The sequence below is a fragment of the Microbacterium sp. 20-116 genome (genome assembly GCF_041079415.1).
Classification (GTDB): domain Bacteria; phylum Actinomycetota; class Actinomycetes; order Actinomycetales; family Microbacteriaceae; genus Microbacterium.
On record NZ_JBFYGP010000001.1, the window covers coordinates 618,144 to 636,399 of the forward strand.

At 68.8% G+C, this 18,256-nt stretch carries 21 protein-coding genes, 2 tRNA genes and 1 other RNA gene; 12 read left to right on the forward strand and 12 right to left on the reverse strand.

Annotation, left to right across the window (positions count from 1 at the left end; translation table 11 throughout):
- Positions 1-72 precede the first annotated feature (72 nt).
- Genes AB6V29_RS03050 through AB6V29_RS03060 form a run of 3 tightly spaced genes read right to left on the reverse strand, consistent with a single transcriptional unit; the run spans position 73 to position 2,680 of the window.
- Entirely contained in the window at positions 73-1,260 is a 1,188-nt protein-coding gene (locus AB6V29_RS03050; RefSeq protein ID WP_369356952.1) for an acetyl-CoA C-acetyltransferase, read from the reverse strand.
- Complete coding sequence (locus AB6V29_RS03055) at positions 1,257-1,910, reverse strand: 3-oxoacid CoA-transferase subunit B (protein ID WP_307317237.1); 654 nt, start codon at positions 1,908-1,910, stop codon at positions 1,257-1,259. Before AB6V29_RS03055 ends, AB6V29_RS03050 begins: the two co-directional genes overlap by 4 nt.
- Entirely contained in the window at positions 1,910-2,680 is a 771-nt protein-coding gene (locus tag AB6V29_RS03060) for a CoA transferase subunit A (protein ID WP_369356954.1), read from the reverse strand. The genes AB6V29_RS03055 and AB6V29_RS03060 overlap by 1 nt, the downstream gene beginning before the upstream one ends.
- Before the next feature lie 103 nt (positions 2,681-2,783).
- Between AB6V29_RS03060 and AB6V29_RS03065 the strand changes: the two genes are divergently transcribed.
- From AB6V29_RS03065 to AB6V29_RS03080, 4 genes are all read left to right on the forward strand, one after another.
- Positions 2,784-3,566: an IclR family transcriptional regulator gene (locus AB6V29_RS03065; RefSeq protein WP_210074537.1), complete on the forward strand. Its 783-nt coding sequence runs from the start codon at positions 2,784-2,786 to the stop codon at positions 3,564-3,566.
- Positions 3,567-3,614: 48 nt separating this feature from the next.
- Positions 3,615-4,142, forward strand: a complete 528-nt coding sequence (locus AB6V29_RS03070) for a MarR family winged helix-turn-helix transcriptional regulator (RefSeq protein WP_369356956.1) — start codon at positions 3,615-3,617, stop codon at positions 4,140-4,142.
- Entirely contained in the window at positions 4,139-5,380 is a 1,242-nt protein-coding gene (locus AB6V29_RS03075) for an MFS transporter (RefSeq protein WP_369356958.1), read from the forward strand. The genes AB6V29_RS03070 and AB6V29_RS03075 overlap by 4 nt, the downstream gene beginning before the upstream one ends.
- A 210-nt stretch (positions 5,381-5,590) precedes the next feature.
- The gene (locus AB6V29_RS03080; protein ID WP_369356960.1) at positions 5,591-6,013 is read left to right on the forward strand and encodes a hypothetical protein; all 423 of its coding nucleotides are present in this window, start codon (positions 5,591-5,593) and stop codon (positions 6,011-6,013) included.
- On the opposite strand, the gene AB6V29_RS03085 is transcribed toward AB6V29_RS03080, so the two are convergent.
- Positions 5,994-6,533 carry an NUDIX domain-containing protein gene (locus AB6V29_RS03085; RefSeq protein WP_369356962.1) on the reverse strand — a complete coding sequence of 180 codons (540 nt, stop codon included), beginning with the start codon at positions 6,531-6,533 and terminating at the stop codon, positions 5,994-5,996. The two genes, AB6V29_RS03080 and AB6V29_RS03085, sit on opposite strands and share 20 nt — an antisense overlap.
- Positions 6,534-6,692: 159 nt before the next feature.
- Between AB6V29_RS03085 and AB6V29_RS03090 the strand changes: the two genes are divergently transcribed.
- Complete coding sequence (locus tag AB6V29_RS03090; protein ID WP_369356964.1) at positions 6,693-7,607, forward strand: hypothetical protein; 915 nt, start codon at positions 6,693-6,695, stop codon at positions 7,605-7,607.
- Positions 7,608-7,758: 151 nt separating this feature from the next.
- Positions 7,759-8,076, forward strand: a complete 318-nt coding sequence (locus AB6V29_RS03095; RefSeq protein WP_307317250.1) for a hypothetical protein — start codon at positions 7,759-7,761, stop codon at positions 8,074-8,076.
- Between the two features lie 64 nt (positions 8,077-8,140).
- On the opposite strand, the gene AB6V29_RS03100 is transcribed toward AB6V29_RS03095, so the two are convergent.
- A tRNA-Lys gene (locus AB6V29_RS03100) sits at positions 8,141-8,213 on the reverse strand.
- 103 nt (positions 8,214-8,316) lie between these two features.
- Between AB6V29_RS03100 and AB6V29_RS03105 the strand changes: the two genes are divergently transcribed.
- Both AB6V29_RS03105 and AB6V29_RS03110 read left to right on the forward strand, forming a co-directional pair.
- Positions 8,317-9,141 (forward strand): inositol monophosphatase, encoded by an 825-nt coding sequence (locus AB6V29_RS03105; protein ID WP_369356965.1) that lies wholly within the window; start codon positions 8,317-8,319, stop codon positions 9,139-9,141.
- Positions 9,141-9,707, forward strand: a complete 567-nt coding sequence (locus AB6V29_RS03110) for a hypothetical protein (RefSeq protein ID WP_307317255.1) — start codon at positions 9,141-9,143, stop codon at positions 9,705-9,707. Before AB6V29_RS03105 ends, AB6V29_RS03110 begins: the two co-directional genes overlap by 1 nt.
- Before the next feature lie 19 nt (positions 9,708-9,726).
- Here the strand turns inward: AB6V29_RS03110 and AB6V29_RS03115 are convergent, their stop codons facing one another.
- Positions 9,727-9,981, reverse strand: coding sequence for a hypothetical protein (locus AB6V29_RS03115; RefSeq protein ID WP_307317257.1), 255 nt, complete (start codon positions 9,979-9,981; stop codon positions 9,727-9,729).
- An 82-nt stretch (positions 9,982-10,063) separates the two neighbouring features.
- On the opposite strand from AB6V29_RS03115, the gene AB6V29_RS03120 reads away from it, so the two are divergent.
- Positions 10,064-10,603 (forward strand): YaeQ family protein, encoded by a 540-nt coding sequence (locus AB6V29_RS03120; RefSeq protein WP_369356967.1) that lies wholly within the window; start codon positions 10,064-10,066, stop codon positions 10,601-10,603.
- Between the two features lie 84 nt (positions 10,604-10,687).
- Here AB6V29_RS03120 and ssrA read toward each other — a convergent pair.
- Positions 10,688-11,057: a transfer-messenger RNA gene (gene ssrA, locus AB6V29_RS03125) on the reverse strand.
- Between the two features lie 148 nt (positions 11,058-11,205).
- Between ssrA and AB6V29_RS03130 the strand changes: the two genes are divergently transcribed.
- Positions 11,206-11,859 carry an SIMPL domain-containing protein gene (locus tag AB6V29_RS03130; protein WP_369356970.1) on the forward strand — a complete coding sequence of 218 codons (654 nt, stop codon included), beginning with the start codon at positions 11,206-11,208 and terminating at the stop codon, positions 11,857-11,859.
- Between the two features lie 21 nt (positions 11,860-11,880).
- Here AB6V29_RS03130 and smpB read toward each other — a convergent pair whose 3' ends face one another.
- The 4 genes from smpB to prfB all read right to left on the reverse strand — a co-directional run bounded on the left by smpB (position 11,881) and on the right by prfB (position 15,614).
- Positions 11,881-12,357 (reverse strand): SsrA-binding protein SmpB, encoded by a 477-nt coding sequence (gene smpB / locus AB6V29_RS03135; RefSeq protein ID WP_094734236.1) that lies wholly within the window; start codon positions 12,355-12,357, stop codon positions 11,881-11,883.
- 85 nt (positions 12,358-12,442) lie between these two features.
- Positions 12,443-13,360, reverse strand: a complete 918-nt coding sequence (gene ftsX, locus AB6V29_RS03140) for a permease-like cell division protein FtsX (RefSeq protein ID WP_210074513.1) — start codon at positions 13,358-13,360, stop codon at positions 12,443-12,445.
- Positions 13,357-14,379 carry a cell division ATP-binding protein FtsE gene (gene ftsE, locus AB6V29_RS03145; RefSeq protein ID WP_369356972.1) on the reverse strand — a complete coding sequence of 341 codons (1,023 nt, stop codon included), beginning with the start codon at positions 14,377-14,379 and terminating at the stop codon, positions 13,357-13,359. Before ftsE ends, ftsX begins: the two co-directional genes overlap by 4 nt.
- A gap of 125 nt (positions 14,380-14,504) precedes the next feature.
- Positions 14,505-15,614 (reverse strand): peptide chain release factor 2, encoded by a 1,110-nt coding sequence (prfB, locus tag AB6V29_RS03150; RefSeq protein ID WP_210074509.1) that lies wholly within the window; start codon positions 15,612-15,614, stop codon positions 14,505-14,507.
- A 71-nt stretch (positions 15,615-15,685) separates the two neighbouring features.
- Here prfB and AB6V29_RS03155 point away from each other — a divergent pair, with 71 nt between their 5' ends.
- Positions 15,686-16,924, forward strand: coding sequence for an MFS transporter (locus AB6V29_RS03155; protein ID WP_369357160.1), 1,239 nt, complete (start codon positions 15,686-15,688; stop codon positions 16,922-16,924).
- Between the two features lie 87 nt (positions 16,925-17,011).
- On the opposite strand, the gene AB6V29_RS03160 is transcribed toward AB6V29_RS03155, so the two are convergent.
- Positions 17,012-18,031 (reverse strand): NADPH:quinone reductase, encoded by a 1,020-nt coding sequence (locus AB6V29_RS03160; protein ID WP_369357162.1) that lies wholly within the window; start codon positions 18,029-18,031, stop codon positions 17,012-17,014.
- 127 nt (positions 18,032-18,158) lie between these two features.
- Here AB6V29_RS03160 and AB6V29_RS03165 point away from each other — a divergent pair.
- Positions 18,159-18,240, forward strand: a tRNA-Leu gene (locus AB6V29_RS03165).
- Positions 18,241-18,256: the final 16 nt, after the last annotated feature.

Here is an 18,256-nt window from a genome sequence, read left to right on the forward strand (position 1 = left end):
CCGGAGCAAAAGCCGAACGGATGCCGTGACCTCGGGGTCGCGGCATCCGTTCGCCGTATCTGCGGGCTGGGGTCAGCGCGTCAGGATCAGCGCGTCGCCCTGACCGCCGCCGCCGCACAGCGCCACCGCGGCCGTGCCGCTCCCCCGCCGAACGAGCTCGTGCACGGCGTGCACCACGAGACGGTTGCCGGAGGCGCCGATCGGATGCCCGATCGCGATGCCGCCCCCGTGCGGGTTGACGACGTCGTCGGGGATCCCGAGCTCGGCCTGCGAACGGGCGACGACCGCACCGAAGGCTTCGTTGATCTCGACGAGATCGAGGTCGGATGCCGCAAACCCCTGCTTCTCGAGCGCCCGGGCGATCGCGCGGGCCGGCTGGTCGTGCAGGGAGTTGTCGGGGCCGGCGACCTGACCGGCCGCCCCGACGACGGCCAGGACATCCCAGCCGTGCTCCCCGGCGACCTCGCGCGTGGTCATGACCAGGGCGGAGGCCCCGTCGGAGATCTGCGAGGCGTTGCCCGCGGTGATCGACCCGCCCTCGGCGAAGGCGGGGCGCAGCCGCGAGAGCGTCTCGACCGTCGTGTCGGCACGAATCCCCTCGTCGGCGGTGACGACGACCGGGTCGCCCTTTCGCTGCGGGATCTCGACCGGAACGATCTCGGCGTCGAACACGCCGGCCGCTTGCGCTGCGGCGGCGCGCTGGTGGGAGCGGGCAGCCACGGCATCCTGTTGCTGTCGGGTGACCTCGTACCGGGCGTTCGCGCGCTCGGTCGAGGCGCCCATGCTCTCGCGGTCGTACGCGTCGGTCAGGCCGTCGTACGCGAGGTGGTCGAGCACCTCGACCGAGCCGTACGCGTAGCCCTCTCGCGAGTCCATCAGCAGGTGCGGGGCGCGGGTCATGGACTCCATGCCCGCGGCGACCACGACCGTGGAGTCGCCGAGGCGCAGCATGCGGGCGGCGTCGATGACCGCCGTGAGTCCCGAGAGGCAGACCTTGTTGATCGTGGCGCTGTGCACGTCCCACCCGATGCCCGCGGCGACCGCGGCCTGGCGCGCGGCATTCTGGCCGGTCCCGGCCTGCAGCACCTGCCCGACGAGCACGGCGTCGACCGTGTCGGCCGGGATGCCGCCGCGCTCGAGCGCTCCCCGGATGGCGGCGGCGCCCAACTGCACGGCGGTCAGCGGCGCGAGTTGACCCTTCAGGCGTCCCTGGGGGGTGCGGGCGGCGGCGACGATGACGACGTCGTTCTGAGCGGTCATGCGTTCTGCTCCTCGGTGAGTCGGACGATCAAGGCAGGCTCGGTGGCGGCCCGCACCTCGTCGACGCTCACCCCGGGAGCGAGCTCGACGAGCACGAGTCCATCCTCGGTCACGTCGATGACGGCAAGGTCGGTGATGACGCGATCGACGACGCCGCGGCCGGTGAGCGGCAGGGAGCACGAGTCGACGATCTTGGGAGAGCCGTCCCGGGCCACGTGCTCCATCAGCACGATCACGCGCGCGGCGCCGTGGACCAGGTCCATCGCCCCTCCCGGGCCCTTGACCATCTTGCCGGGGATCATCCAGTTCGCCAGATCTCCGGATGCCGACACCTGCATCGCCCCGAGGATGGCGGCGTCGATCTTGCCGCTGCGGATCATGGCGAAGCTCAGCGCCGAGTCGAAGAAGGCGGCGCCGGCGAGGGTGGTGACCGTTTCTTTGCCGGCGTTGATGAGGTCGGCATCCACGTTCTCCTCGGTGGGATACGGGCCGACGCCGAGGATGCCGTTCTCGGACTGCAGCACGACGGTCACGCCATCGGGGACGTGGTTCGGCACGAGAGTGGGCAGGCCGATGCCGAGGTTGACGTAAGAGCCGTCGACGAGTTCGAGCGCGGCGCGAGCGGCCATCTCGGTGCGGGACAGGGGCATCAGCGGGTTTCCTCTCGCACGGTGCGCTTCTCGATGCGCTTCTCGATCTCGCCGACCTCGACGATGCGGTGCACGAACACGCCGGGCAGGTGCACGGCATCCGGATCGATCTCTCCGGGCTCGACGAGGCGCTCGACCTGCACGATGCAGGTGCGCCCCGCCATCGCGGCGAGCGGGTTGAAGCTGCGCGCGGCCCTGCGGAACACGAGGTTGCCGTGGCGGTCGCCCTTCCAGGCGTGCACGAGCGAGAAGTCGGTGGTGATCGCCTCTTCCAGCACGAACTCGCGCGGCTCGCCGTCCACCACGAACGTGCGGACGTCCTTTGCCGGCGAGGCCACCGTGACACCGCCGGACCCGTCGTAGCGTCGCGGGAGCCCGCCCTCGGCGACCTGCGTGCCGACACCGGTCTGCGTGAAGAACGCCGCGATACCCGCACCGCCCGCGCGGAGCTTCTCGGCGAGGGTGCCCTGCGGGGTGAGCTCGAGCTCGAGCTCGCCGGAGAGGAACCGGCGCTCGAACTCCTTGTTCTCGCCGACGTACGACGAGGTCATCTTGCGGATGCGTCCGGCACCCAGCAGGATTCCGAGCCCCCAGTCGTCGACGCCGCAGTTGTTCGACACCACCGAGAGATCGCGGGTCCCCCGGGCGAGCACCGCCTCGATGAGGGCGATGGGGTTGCCGGAAAGGCCGAAGCCGCCGACGGCGAGCGACGCGCCGTCGGCGATGTCGGCGACCGCTTCGGCGGCGGTGGCGAAGGTCTTGTCGATCACGCGAACTCCTCTGTCGTGGTGCAACTCCACCGTGCCGCCCAGCCCGCGGCGTCCGCGACCCCGCGCTTGTCATGTGGATGCCGCGGGGCGTAGCGTCCACATCGTGGACACCGCACCCGGTTCCGTACCCGGCGCTCAGGCGATCTCTCGGGCTGCCCGGCTCCTCCGACTCGTGACGGCTTCCGGCGACGGCGGCGCGTGGGTGGGCGATCTCGCGCGCGACGCCGACCTGACCCGACCGACCACGCACCGGCTGTTGAGCGCGCTCCGGGTGGAGGGGCTCGTCGACCGCGACGAGACGACGGGTCGATGGCTGCCGGGGCCGGAGCTGTATCTGATGGGCAGTGTCGCGGCATCCCGTTTCGACATCACCGCGACCGCTCGCGACATCGTGCGATCCCTCGCCGTGCGCACCGAGGAGAGTGCATTCCTCTCGGTGCGGCGCGGGGACGAGACGGTGTGCCTGGTGCGCGAGGACGGAAGTTTCCCGATCCGCTCGTTCGTCTTGTCGGAGGGGGTGCGATTCCCCCTCGGGGTGGCCTCGGCGGGGTTGGCGATCCTGGCGTTCCTGCCTGCGCACGAGGTCGACGCGTATCTCGAGCGGCATCCGGAGCTCGCACGACGATGGGGAGCATCGCACTCCCCCGCGCGACTGCGTGCCCGGATCGGCGATACGCAGGCTCGCGGATACGCGGTGAATCCGGGACTGATCGTCGAGGGCAGCTGGGGTGTCGGGGCAGCCGTCTTCACGCGGGCGGGAGATCCGCAATGGGCGCTGAGCCTGACGGGCGTGGAGTTCCGATTCGGCGGCGAGCGCCTCGCGGAGCTGGGGAGGATCCTGCTCGCGCACGCCCACGAGCTGTCGTCACGGATCTCGTCTCGCTGACCACCGAGATAGATACCCCAGGTATATATCGGGGGTATACTTCTTCGTGTGACTCGTGACGATGACCTGCAGACCCTCCTGCTCGCCGTACATGCGCTCACCCGGATCGCCGCTCTGGACACGAAGAACGAAGCTCCCGCCGCCCAGTGGCGCACGCTCACCCTGTTGCGCGATCACGGCCCTCAGCGCCTGGGTGACCTCGCCACGTTGAGCCGTGTGACGCAACCCGGCATGACCCGGCTCGTCCACCAGATGGACGCGGCCGGACTCGTGGAGCGACGCCGCCACCCCGATGACTCACGCGTGAGTGTCATCGCCGCGACCGCGAAGGGGATCGCAGCGCTGGCCGGCTGGTACGAGCAGTTCCGCACCGCCCTCGCACCCCACGTCGCCGACCTCACGCAGAGCGAGTGGGATGCCGTGAGTCTCGCTGCCTCTGCCCTTTCGCTGCGCGTGGGAATGACGCCGACCGGGACAGGACACCACGAAACCCCCGACGACGAAGACGACGCCGATACGACCGATGATCGCGGAGCCCTCGCGGGTGACGCAGAAGAACAGGAGGTGGTCCGGTGACTGCCGGTACCGCAGTAGTCAGCAAAGCGCCCAGCGTCTGGAAACAGCCCGCGCAGGTGTGGGCCGTCGCCTTCGCGTGCGTCGTGGCCTTCATGGGCATCGGGCTGGTGGACCCGATCCTTCCCGCGATCGCCGAGTCGCTGAAGGCATCCCCCGTCGAGACCGAGCTGCTGTTCACCAGCTACCTCGTGGTCACGGGCCTTGCGATGCTCGTCACGAGCTGGATCTCGAGCCGCATCGGAGCAAAGGCGACGCTGCTGGTCGGTCTCGGCCTGATCGTCGTCTTCGCCTTCTTCTGCGCCATCAGCGGCAGCGTCGACGCCGTCATCGGCTTCCGCGCCGGCTGGGGCCTGGGCAATGCCCTGTTCATCTCGACGGCGCTGGCAACCATCGTGGGCGCCGCCTCCGGTGGGAGCTCGGCCGCGATCATCCTCTACGAAGCCGCTCTGGGTCTCGGTATCGCCGTGGGGCCGCTGCTCGGCGGCATCCTGGGCGAGGTCAGCTGGCGCGGGCCGTTCTTCGGCGTCGTGGTGCTGATGGCGATCGCGTTCCTCGCGGTGCTCGCACTGCTTCGGGGCCCCGCCCCCGAGCGCAAACCCCTCCCCTTCAGCGCGCCCTTCCGAGCCCTGGGCCGTCCGGCGCTGGCGATCCTCGCCGCGACCGCGCTGTTCTACAACATCGGATTCTTCACGCTGCTGGCGTTCTCGCCCTTCCCTCTCGGCTTCGGGGCGATGGGCATCGGCCTGACCTTCTTCGGCTGGGGCCTGGGACTTGCGATCACGAGTGTGTGGGTCGCTCCCCTGCTGCTGCGTCGCTTGCGCCTGACGACGGTGCTGCTGATCGCGCTGCCTCTGCTCGCCCTCGACCTCCTCGTCGCGGCGTTCATCGTGTCGTCGGCCGTGGCGCTGGTCGTCTGCATCATCGTGGGCGGTCTGGTGCTCGGTGTCGTCAACACCGCGCTCACCGAAGCCGTGATGGAAGCGACCGACCTGCCGCGATCGGTGGCGTCGTCGGCGTACTCCGCGGTGCGCTTCCTGGGTGGCGCGGTCGCCCCGCCGCTCGCTGCGCTGCTGTGGCACGCCTACGGCGCCGGAGTGCCCTACGTCATGGCCGCGGCGTCGGTCGTGATCTCGGCCGCGTGCATCTTCTTCGGACGACGTCTTCTCGCACACGTCGATGGATCGCACCCGGATGCCGCTGACGAGGGCGCCGCCGTTCTCATCGGGGACGCAGCCTGACGTCGAGCAGCAAAACCCGACACGGAGGGGCCGGCCGCAAGGTACGGCCCCTCCGTGCATCCCGGTCGACGGACGCCGACCGTGCGCGGACGTCGGCTGCTCGCCCGTCCCCTCGGGGCGACGTTTAACGAAGACGTTGTCCCGTTTCGGAAACGTTAAATCTCCCCCAGATCCTCTCCGATCGGTCACTCAGGGCCGTACCTTCGGTGCATGACTTCCCCCGGAGTCAGCGTCGCTCCCCCGGTCGACGCCGAGCCTGCCCGCCTCGTCGGGCGAGAGAGGATCCCCATGTCATCGACGACCCCTCCCCGAACGCGTCGGACCATCGCCTCCGCCGTCGTCACCGTCGCCGGAGCGCTGACCGCTCTGTGCGTCGCCCCGGCAGCGGTGGCCGCACCCGAATCAGAAGACGACTACATCGTCATGCTCGAGGGCGGCACCGCCGTCGACCGGATCTCACAGCGGCTGGGCGGGCTCCTTCCCGCCGGAGCAGTGACGCGGACGTTCGACACCCTCGGCGGATTCGTCGCCACGAACATCCCCTCCGTCCGGCGAATCGCCGCGGAGGGGATGCTTCGTGGGCGTCCTGGGAAGAGGTTTGCCCGATGCCGTTCTAGACGCCGTCGGCGGTGACGTGCATCTCTGCGACCCGTTGACCCAGCGTCTCCCACAGCTGATCGAACCGGGCGTTCCAGGGTGTCGCGAAAACACCGTCCTGCCACCGCTGGTGCACGACGTCGAGGGTGACCCACTCGGCATCCTGAACCTCTTCCGGGTCGGGCACGGGCACCGGCTCGCCCTCGATGCGAGCCACCCACAGGTCGAACAGGGCGCTCTCTTCCACGACGCGTCCGACGAGCACGAGATCGTCGGGAGCCCGCACCATCCCGGTCTCTTCGGCGAGTTCGCGCACCGCGCCCGTACGACTGGTCTCTCCGCGCAGGGCGCTGCCGGCGGGGAACTCCCACGCCAACGGGTAGTCCTTGCCCGCGGCCCGCAAGCTCATCAGCACCCGCCCACTCGACGACACCAGGCACACGGATGCCACGATGTGGAACGACCCCGCCGGCACGGGACCATCGCCGCGTCGGTGCAGCGTCCCCGTCGGGGTGCCTTGGATGTCGGTGACATCCCACATCTCGTCGTCGGCCATGGGAACCTCCCGGGTTCGTCGTGCGCCGCGTGCAGCGCATCGCTCCATCCTGCCGGGCCCCGGAACCCCGTACAGGAGGATTGCGCGGGCGAGCAGTGCTTGATTTGAACGGCACAGAATCCCGCAGTAGCGTTCCGAGCCGGGGGGTCACGGGGAACCATGCTGCTGCTGTCGGTGGGCGTCGTCGTCGTCTCTGTCGCTGTCGCCGTCGTCGTCGCTGCGTACGCCTTCGTCCGACCCCGCCCCCTGGATCCCCGCGCCGCGGCGTTGAGAATCGCCGCCGCGGCCGCGGCGCTGTCCGTCGGGTCGGCCGTCATGCGTCTCATCGGAGACCGCGATGTGAACGTCGTCTCCGCCACCTTCCCCGCCGACACCGCGTTCGTTCTGTCCATCGGCCTCATGTGCGTCGCAATGACCATGGCGCGGCAGCGTCTCGCACGCTCCGCAGCGGGCGCAACACTCGTCGCGGGGCTGACGGTCGCCACGAGTTCGGTGTTGCTTCCACCGGACGTAGCCCGCATCGTGCTGCTGTGCACGCTGACTCTCACCGGCGTTGCCTGCGCGACACTGGCGCTGAGCAACACGGTCTTACCCCGGCCGCCTCGGATCGTCATCGCCGTCGCGACAGCCTTCTACGCACTCCACTGCGCGACGCGGGCACTGGCGTATCTGACGAGCGGACCTGACGCCGCCTTCGGCGCGGCGCCGTTCGGTGTGAGCACCTTGGCTGCGGCACTCCTCGCCAACGCATGCGTCGCCGCCGCGATTCTCCTGCTTTTCCTGCCCGTCGCCCGAGAGACCACCGCCGCCTCACGAGCATGGACGACCTTGACCATCGCGGACTGGCGTCTCGTGGTCGACGCCTACGGGATCCTGCGCGCCCGAGAACTCGTGTCCGAACTTCAGGCCGCCGTCCGCGATCGAGACCCCGACGCCCGGAACGCGCGCCACGGCATCTCTACGACCCTCTCGTCACCGATGCAGGTGCTCACGACGTATCTGCCCTACGAGTACGGATGGCAGCCGCACGAGATCGCGCTCATCGCGGAACAGACGGAGCAACGCGCCGACTGACGCATGGGCGCGTGCCAAGGCGAATGAGACCCCCGCCGAGAACTGAGGCGCGAAGGCCCCACACTGTCTTCACGGTTCTTCGCACGTCGCGTACGCGATCACGCATGCGGCGCGTGCCAGAATCGCCGCACGCGATTCCTTTGGGGGGCACATGAAGGCTGGGCAGCGCGGCTTGGCTATCACCGGCCTCCTGATCGGCGGGGCAGCCCTTCTCGTGGGGGGCACGGTGCTCACCGTGATTAAGGGGTCTCAGATGATCGGCATGAGTGTCCAGGTGTTCGGGGCATGGTTCAGCTACGTGCCCATCTTCACCGAAGCCGCTCCGAAGCCGATACCGGCCTATGACTTCTTCTGGCCCGCGCTCACGCTCGTCGGAGGGTTGGCCGCGTTCTTCCTGGGCTGGGTAGTCATCATCAGGGGTGCAGCGCTTGCTTGGCCGACTCGATTCGACCGCTCGCTTCTGAAGTGATCTTGCATCCGCAGAACGACGAACCGCCCCGCACCAGTGATGCCTGGTGCGGGGCGGTAACTTGTGCACCCCCTGGGACTTGAACCCAGAACCCACTGATTAAGAGTCAGTTGCTCTGCCGATTGAGCTAGAGGTGCGTTCTTTTCGGCCGAAGTTTCGCTCTCCGCGCCGAGGAATGACATTACCAGGCGTGACTCGAGCACACCAAATCGAGCCAGGAGCGCCCGTTATCCTTGAGCCGTGTCCTCCATCGAAGAGCCCGCCGCGCCCCTCGCGGACCTGACCGATGATCTCGCGCTCGCCCTTCGTCTGGCCGATGCCGCCGATGCGGTGACGATGGAACGCTTCGACTCGGCTGACCTGCGGATCGATACGAAGCCCGACCGCACGCACGTCACCGAGGCCGACCTCGCCACCGAGCGGGCCATCCGTCAGATCCTGGATGCCGAGCGCCCCGGCGACTCCGTCCTCGGTGAGGAGTACGGCACCTCGGGTGACACCTCCCGACGCTGGGTCATCGACCCCATCGACGGCACGCACAACTACATGCGGGGGATCCCCGTGTGGGCGACTCTCATCGCGCTGACGGTGGACGGCGTCCCCCGGGTCGGCGTGGTCAGCCAGCCCGCTATCGGCCGACGCTGGTGGGCCGCCGTCGGACACGGCGCCTGGACTGCCACCGCCGACGGCCACACCCGCCGCATCTCCGTGTCCGCGATCGATGAGGTCTCGGCATCCAGCATCAGCTTCCAGAGCATCGAGCAGTGGGACGACGTCGACCTCGTCCCCACCCTCGAGAAGCTCGCGAGGGCCGTGTGGCGCGACCGCGCGTACGGCGACGCCCTCCCCTACATGTGGCTCGCCGAGGGTCGCCTTGAGCTCGTCGCCGAGTTCGGCGTGAAAGAGTACGACATCGCCGCGATCGCCCCGATCGTCCGCGAGGCCGGAGGTCGCTTCACCGCTTTCGACGGCACCGACCGTCTCAACGCGGGATCCTCGCTCGCGACGAACGGCGTTCTGCACGACGACTTCTTCGCCCTGCTCCACGAGGACGGCCCCCGCTGATGCGCCCACACAAGCCCCTGCTGATCACCGCCGGCCTGCTCGCGGCGCTCGCCCTCTCCGGCTGCACCTCGACGCCCGACGCCGCGCCGAGCGTCGCCGCCAGCGCCACGGCGACCGAGGTACCCGCTCCCGATTCCGCCGCCAACGCGACTCCGACGACGGCTCCGATCGATCCGACGTGCGAGAACATCATCCCGAAGTCCACCGCAGACGACTTCAAGAGTCTGGGCTGGACGTATCAAGAGGAGCCGTTCCGCATCGGGGCCACCGCGCTCGACGAGGGCATCCAGTGCAAGTGGGGCGACGCGAAGGTCGCCTCGGACCGCGTGCAGATCTTCGGCTGGGCCCCCATCGACGACGCGACCGCGCAACAGGCCGAGAAAGACCTCGTCGCCTCGGGCTGGAAGCTCGAGCGCGACGCCACCGGAGACTACGTCACCGAGAATCCCGACTGGCTCGGCGGTCGCGGTGCGGACGGCTACGGCTTGACCTACCTCTTCGGTGACGGCTGGGTGAAGTTCGCCGACACCCGCCAGAGCCTGCTCCTCGTCGAGACGCCGCAGTAAGGGGTGCGCCCGCGCCGACTCATCGGTACGGGTTCACCGCCGCGGCATCCTGTCCTGCCGCGAATCCCTCGTCCCACGCGTCTCCGCGCGCTTCGCGCTCCCGCCACAGCTCGTCGGCTCGCAGCACCCGGTGGGCCAGAGCGACCCAATCGCTCCACCCGCCTTCTACCGGACCGCCGTCTTCACGTGCCACGGCCCGCCAGCGCGCCAAATCCGGCAAGGGCTCGAGGCGGAACGAACCGATGTCGATGCGGGAGCTACGCGGGTCGGGCATGCCCCGACGCTAGCCGGTTCACGAGGACCACGGGTTCCCTCCTGCCCGACAGGACGGACGCGACAACGTAGGCTCGATCCTCGTGGCTATCGGCTCGACCATTCACACCTTCACGGTGCAACTTTCCGACGTCGACCGCGGCGTGTACGACGAACTGCCGTTGCGCGTCGCCCGGCATCCGTCCGAGACCGCTCCGTACATGCTGACGCGCGTGCTGGCGTACTGCCTCGAGTACGAGGAGGGCATCGGCTTCAGCGAGGGTGTCGCCGCCACCGACGAGCCCGCCGTGATGGTCCGCGATCTCACCGGTGCGCTCGTCGCCTGGGTCGAGGTCGGGGCTCCGGATGCCGCCCGCCTGCACACCGGCAGCATGAAGGCCGAGAGAGTCGCCGTCTACACGCACCGCGACCCCGACAAGGTCGCAGCGCCCTGGGCCGGCAAGCGCATCCACCGCGCCGACCAGGTGCTGCTGCACAGCTTCGAACCCGGCTTCGTCGAGAAGCTCGCCGACGCCATCGAACGCCGCAACACCGCCACCCTCACCCGCACCGAGGGGCGCATCTACCTCGAGCTCAACGGTGTCTCGGGCGAGAGCGACATCCACACCCGCACCGCGGGCTGAGCGAACGCGAGAAAGCCCCCGCTCCCACCGAAACGGGCGGGAGCGGGGGCTTTCTCTTCGTGACAACCTCTTCGTGACAACGGCTCGTGGAGCTGGGGGGAATCGAACCCCCGTCCAACGCTGGGTCTCCGCGTTTTCTCCGGGCGCAGTCTGTGCAGACGTTCTGCTCGGCTCCGACCTTTGTCACAGACACCTAAGTCGACAAGCCCAGCCTGGGAAAAGTCCCGCGTGACGTCCAGACGCCGTCACACAGCAAGACCCCTAAATGACGCCAGATTCCGTGGCGGGGTCACACACGGTCTGACGGACTATCGGGCTCGCTTACGCAGCGAGGGCGAAGTCAGTGCGCTTAGCATTGGCACTTATTGTTTTGCAGGGAGCGTTTACGAGATAACCCCACATCCTCGGCCCGCTTCTCGCGGGTTCGCAGGCGCTGTCGAAACCGATCAGCCCCGGGAACTCCGTGATGGAGCGGCCGTTGTCACTCTGTTGAATTGCCACCTCGGGAACCGAAGCACCCGAGCATCACAGTCTATAACGGATCCCGGGCCCGGGTGATTCCCGCTCGACGGGATCCCACCCCCGTCCCGTAGGCTCACCGCATGAGTGAGGTCGTCATCACCGTCCGGGGCGAGAGCAACGCCCGCGTCCGCGCCGAAGAGGCCGCCGCCCGGGTGACCGTCTCGACCGATGGCCCCGTGCGCGGTCCTGTCGTCGAGCGGGCTCAAGAGCGCGCCGCGAGCGTGCAAGACGGGCTGGTCGCCCACCTCCGCTCCGGCGAGGTGTCCGAGTGGTCGAGCGCCCGTGTGTCGGTCTGGTCCGACCGCCCCTGGAACAACGAAGGCGCGCAGCTCCCCCTCGTCCATCACGCCGCGGTGGAGCTGTCCGCCACCTTCACCGACGCGGGAGCCCTGTCGTGGTGGCTGGGCGATGTCGCCGAATCCGACGACGTGCAGGTCACCGCCGTGGAGTGGCGCCTGTCCCCCACCACCCGCGCCCGAGTCGAGCGAGAGGTCGCCGCCGACGCCGTGCACGTCGCCGTGGAGCGGGCGACGGCGTATGCGGACGCTCTGGGGCTGGCATCCGTCTCCGCCGTCGAGATCGCGGATGCCGGCTTGCTCGCCGCCCACCCCGAGACTCCGGCTCCGATGGGCGCGCGCCTGATGGCCGCGTCCGCCACCGGACCGTCGTTCAGCCTGCAGCCGCCCGAGATCGTCGTCACCTCGGTGGTCGAAGGGCGCTTCCGCGCCGAGTGACGCGCCCCGCAGGCGAAAAGGTCAGTCGCCGAGGCGGTTCTTCGTGCGCATCGCGCGCTCGGCCTCGCGCTTGTCCTCGCGCTCGCGGATCGTCTGACGCTTCTCGAACTCGCGCTTGCCCTTGGCGACCGCGATCTCGACTTTCGCGCGCCCGTCGAGGAAGTACAGCCGAAGCGGAACGAGCGTGTATCCGCCCGCCGACACCGCGTGCGAGAGCTTGATGATCTCTTCCTTGTGCAGCAGCAGCTTGCGCGTGCGCTTGGCCGAGTGGTTGGTCCAGTGGCCCTGCGAGTACTCGGGGATGTGGACGGCGTCAAGGAAGGCCTGGCCGCCGTCGATGTAGGCGTAGCCGTCGGTGAGGTTCGCGCGTCCTTGCCGCAGCGACTTCACCTCGGTGCCCGTGAGCACCAATCCGGCTTCGTACGTCTTCTCGATGGCGTAGTCGTGACGCGCCTTCTTGTTCGACGCGATGAGCTTCTCACCCTGCTCACGAGGCATGGTGCCACCTCCTCATGATCATGGGCACACAGAGCCTTACAGTTTACCCACACCGGATGCCGGCCGCGCGCGATACCGCGAGCTGCTAGGCGCGCAGCCAGCGGCGGATGGCGAAGCTGGCACTCAGTGCCGCGAGCACGATGCCGATCACGACCAGAAGCGGGATCACGATCGCCACGTCGCCGAAGTCCACCCACGAGGTGATGAAGCCGATCCGGTCTCTGAGGTACTGATTCACCCCGACGCCGACGATCGCCCACACCGCCACGCTCGCGAGCGCCGAACCGATGAGTGCGGCCAGCACACCCTCGACGATGAACGGCGTCTGGATGAAACGGTTGGACGCACCCACCAGACGCATGATCCCGAGCTCCTTGCGTCTCGCGAACGCCGAGAGCCGGATGGTCGTGGCGATCAGCAGCACGGCCGCGATCAGCATGAGCCCGGCGATCCCCACCGCGACGTAGGTCGCGACGGTGAGGGCTTGGAAAAGGGGTTCGAGGTACTGCAGCTGATCGGTGACCGCTTCGACACCGTTCTGCCCGCTGAAAGCCTCGGCGATGACGTCGGACTGGCTCTGGTCGACCAGGTTGATGCTGAAGGTCGCGTTGAACTGATCCGCCGTCACGACGCCGGCGATGTCTTCGGGCAACTGCTGCTTCGCGTTCTCGAAGACCTGGTCGCTGGTCTGGAACGTGTAGTCGCGGATCAGCGGTGCGAGCGCCTGACCGTCGAGCGTCGCCTTGACGGCGTCGATCTGGTCCTGGGTCGCCGGCTCCCCGGCCACGCAGGTCGGAGCGTTCGATGAAGCCGCGCACATGAACACCGCCACCTGGGCGCGGTCGGCCCAGTACGACTGCATCTTGCCGATCTGCATCTGCATGAGCATCGCGGCCCCGACGAAGGTCAGCGACACGAAGGTGACGAGGATGACCGAGATCACCATCGACGCGTTGCGACGAAGACCGGTGAAGGCCTCCGAGAGGATGAGCCCGAACCTCATGACGTGGGCCCCACTTCGTCGTTGCGGTCTCTCTTCTCGCCCAGTCCGAGCCGGTCGGCAAGACCGAGAGCGTCGACGTCGGGGCGGGTGACCGGGATGGAGCGTGTGTTCGTGCCAGGCTCACGGGGCTCGGCGGCGACGGGCGCCTCGGGCTCGGAGTTCTGGGCGGAAGCCTCGGATGCCGCGGGAGCAGGTTCCGCGACAGCGGGCTTCGTCAGCGGCTCGACCGGACCCGTGAGCCCGGTGACCTCGCGCTGCACCTCGAGAACGGCGGTGAGAGCGGCCACAGCCGCCGCACCGCGCTCGACCTCGGGCGCGAGTCGCGGAAGGCTCGATGTGTCGCCGTAGCCACCGTGACGTTCGTCACGCACCATCTCACCGCCGCGCAGCTCGATCACGCGACGCTGCATCTGGTCGACGAAGCCCGCCTCGTGGGTGGCCATGACGACGGTCGTGCCACCGGCGTTGATGCGCGCGAGCAGGCGCATGATGTCGATCGACGTGCCGGGGTCGAGGTTTCCGGTCGGCTCGTCGGCGAGCAGTACCTGCGGGCGGTTGACGAGTGCGCGCGCGATCGCCACGCGCTGCTGTTCTCCACCCGACAGCTCGTGCGGAAGACGCTTCTCTTTGCCGTCGAGGCCGACGAGCGCCAGCACCTCGGGCACGGCCTGCTGGATGAACCCGCGCGAGGCGCCGGTCACCTGCAGCGTGAAGGCGACGTTCTGGTGCACCGTCTTGTTCGGCAGCAGGCGGAAGTCCTGGAACACCGAACCGATGTGACGGCGGAAGTAGGGAACCTTGCGGTTCGACAGCGTGCGCAGGTCGCGACCGAGTACGACGACACGGCCGTCGCTGGGGGTCTCGGCGCGCAGGATGAGCTGCAGGCACGACGACTTGCCGGAGCCCGAAGCGCCGACGAGGAAGACAAACTCCCCCCGCTGCACTTCGAAGTCGACGGCGTTCAGGGCGGGCTTCGCGGTGCCGCGATACCGCTTGGTGACGTTCTCGAACCGGATCATGGCTCGATGAGCCTAAGCGCGGGTCCCAATCCGGCCGAGAGGACGCGCCGTGTCGCGAAACCGAGAGAGCCCTATGGATGCCGGGTCAGCGGCATCCATAGGGCTCTCTCCCCCGCGGGGAAAGCTCAGTCGTCGTCCTTGCGCTTGCGCCAGCGGATGCCGGCCGCGATCAGACCGTCGAGGTCGCCGTCGAAGACGACCGCGGGGTTTCCGACCTCGTAGCCGGTGCGCAGGTCTTTCACGAGCTGCTGACCGTAGAGGAAGTAGGAGCGCATCTGATCGCCCCAGCTCGCGGTGATCGTGCCGGCGAGCTCTTTCTTCTTCGCGGCCTCTTCTTCGCGCTTGAGCAGCAGCAGGCGGGTCTGCAGCACGCGCATGGCGGCCGCGCGGTTCTGGATCTGCGACTTCTCGTTCTGCATCGAGACGACCAGGCCCGTGGGAAGGTGCGTGATGCGCACGGCGGAGTCGGTGGTGTTGACCGACTGACCACCCGGGCCCGAGGAACGGAAGACGTCGACGCGGATGTCGCCCTCGGGGACTTCGACCTCGACGGCTTCTTCCATCACGGGGATGACCTCGACCGCGGCGAAGCTCGTCTGGCGCTTGTCGGCGCCACCGAAGGGGCTGATGCGCGCGAGACGGTGCGTGCCGGCCTCGACCGACAGCGTGCCGTAGGCGTAGGGCACGTCGACCTCGAAGGTGGCCGACTTGATGCCGGCGCCTTCGGCGTAAGAGGTGTCCATAACCTTGACGGGGTACTTGTGACGCTCGGCCCAACGCAGGTACATGCGCAGCAGCATCTCGGCGAAGTCGGTGGCGTCGTCGCCGCCGGCACCCGAGCGGATCGTGACGACCGCCGAACGCGGGTCGTACTCGCCGTCGAGAAGCGTCTGCACCTCGAGCTGGCCGATCACGTCTTTCAGCGAGGCGAGTTCGCGACGAGCCTCGTCGGCGGACTCCTCGTCGTCCATCTCGATGGCGAGACCCACCAGCACCTCGAGGTCGTCGAGCCGCTGCTCGATCTCCGAGACGCGCTTGAGCTCCGCCTGGCGGTGGCTGAGACGGCTGGTGACCTTCTGAGCGTTCTCGACGTCGTCCCAGAGGTCGGGAGCACCGGCCTCTTCGCTCAGGCGATCGATGTCGGCTTTGAGTGCGTCGACGTCGACCACGGCCTGGATATCGGCGAAGGTCGAGCGCAGCGCCTGGATGTCGGCGGTCAAATCGAGTTCGAGCATTTGACATCAAGCCTATCGTGGAGACAGTGACAGCCGACTCTCCCCGGAACGTGCTGGTGCGCTTCGCACCGATGATCTACGGCCCCACGCTGCTCTTCGCCGTGGGCGAAGGCGCCGTGATCCCCCTCATCCCCGTGATCGCGAACCGCCTCGGCGCCGACGTCGCCCTGGCCGCGCTCGTGGCGGCCGCTCTCGTGGTCGGTCAGCTGTGCGGGAACATCCCCGCCGGATGGGCCGTCGCCCGCTTCGGCGAGCGCCTGACGATGGGGGTCGCCGGCATCATCGTGCTCGCCGGACTCCTCGGCATCGTCTTCGCGCAGTCGCTGGCGTTCTTCACCGCCGCGGTGTTCCTCATCGGCTTCTGCGCGGCCTCGTTCGCCCTCGCGCGTCACTCGTTCATGACCACGCGCGTCCCCCTGACCTTCCGCGCTCGCGCTCTGTCGCTCCTGGGCGGCACGTTCCGCCTGGGCATGTTCGTCGGCCCGTTCATCTCGGCAGCCCTCTTGGCGATCTTCGGCTCCGAGACGGCGTCCATCGTCTTCTTCGCCGTCTGCCAGGTCGCGACGATCCTGCTCGTGTTCTTCGGCCCGGATCCCGAGAAGGCCGTCCCCGTGGGCGCGGGCTCGCCCACCCGCCGCGGAGCGGGCGACTCGCGCGACGCGGAAGACACGGGCGAACCCGTCACCGGAGCGATCCCCACCGTTGAGCGGGTCGGGGTGTTCCGCACGATGTGGCGGTACCGCGGCGTGCTCGCGCGCCTGGGCCTCGCCGCCTCGTCGCTGTCGGCCGTTCGCTCGGCACGCCAGGTGGTCCTGCCCCTGTGGGGCGTCTCCCTCGGACTGGATGCCGGCACGATCGCCGTGGTCGTGGGTGTCTCGGGGGCGATCGACTTCGCCCTCTTCTACGCGAGCGGCCAGGTCATGGACCGCTTCGGTCGCCTGTGGGCGGCCCTTCCCGCCATGGTCCTCATGGGCGCGGGCTTCTTCGCCCTGTCGTTCACGCACGATCTGTCGTCGGCGGCCATGTGGTACGCGATGTTCGCGGCGGTTCTGGGCGTCGGCAACGGCCTGTCCAGCGGCATCCTGCTCACTCTCGGCGCCGATGTGGCGCCTCCGACCGACCCCGCGGCGTTCCTCGGATCATGGCGGACCCTGACGGATGCCGGTGGCGCGGTGGCCCCGTTGATCGTCTCGGCCTTGACGGCCGTCGCGTCCCTGTCGGTCGGTGTCGGCGCGATGGGTCTGGTCGCGGTGCTCGGCGCCGCGGGCTTCATCCGGTGGGTGCCCCGATACGTGCCGCGCTCCCGCTGACCGCACCACACCCGCGTGAGGGGCCACTTCCTGTCGCTTCAGGCACCCCTCGGCGACAGATTCAGACCCTCACGCGGGAGGGCGCACTTACTCCGCGACGCGGATCAGCACCTTGCCCAGCGCACCCTGCTCGACGGCGTCGTGCGCCGCGGCAGTGTCGTCCAGCACGAACCACGTGAGCGGGAGCCCGGCGTCCTCCCCGACCGGGAGCGCTCCGTCGGCGACGGCGGCGGCGACGTCTTCGGCGGCGGCGAGCAGCGCCCGCTCCCCCACCGTGTACAGCAGCAGGCCCTGCCAGCGCACGTTCTTCGCGAAGCTCTCGCGCACGCGGGCCGTGAACTCCGCCCCGCCGTTGTCGGCGTAGTACCCGATCGTTCCGTGATTGGCGACGACCTCGACATCGAGACCGGCGTTGTCGGCGATGGCGACCTCGACGATGTGCTCGACACCCTTCGGCGCGAGTTCCCGGATATCGGCGGCCAGCGACTCGCTCGGGTACTGCAGCACGTGGTGGGCGCCGGCAGAACGGGCCAGTGCCTCTTTCTCGTCGCTGCTGACGGTGGCGATGACCGTGGCTCCGGCCCAAGCGGCGAGCTGAATGGCGGCGTGCCCCACGGCTCCGGCACCGCCCTGCACCAGGACAGTGCGTCCGGTGAGCGCCCCGGGAGCGAGGCGCGAGGGGCCGTCCTCGTGCACGGTGAGGGCGCGGTGCGCGGTCATCGCCGGAACGCCGAGGCTCGCGCCGAGCTCGAACGATGCGCTGTCGGGCAGCGGCACGGCCCGCGACGCGGGCAGGACCGTATACTCCGCCGCCGTGCCGAACGGGCGCTGGTGGGCCGCGAGATACACCCACACCCGCTGACCGACCGACAGGACGTCGACGCCCTCGCCGACGGCATCCACCACTCCCGCTCCGTCGTGGTTGGGCGTGACCTCGTCGAAGGGAAGCGGGCGGCCGGTGGTGGCGCGGGCCTTCCAGTCGGTCGGGTTCACCCCCGACACGGTCAGGCGTACGCGCACCTCTCCCGCGGCGGGTTCGGGCAACGGGCGGTCCTCGAGCGAGAGGACGGACGAGTCACCGGGCTGGGAGTACGTGATCGCTTTCATGAAGGAGAGAACGGATGCCATGTCGTTCAGCATTCCCCGCGGCGCGTCGGCGAGGGGGGACGACTCCCGGGGTTGACGGCGGCTTCACAACGTGCGCGCACTCCACCCGCCTACAATGATCAGACTCGCGGGAGTGGTGAAATCGGTAGACACGCAGGATTTAGGTTCCTGTGCCTTCGGGCGTGGGGGTTCAAGTCCCCCCTTCCGCACGGTAGTAGTCATCCC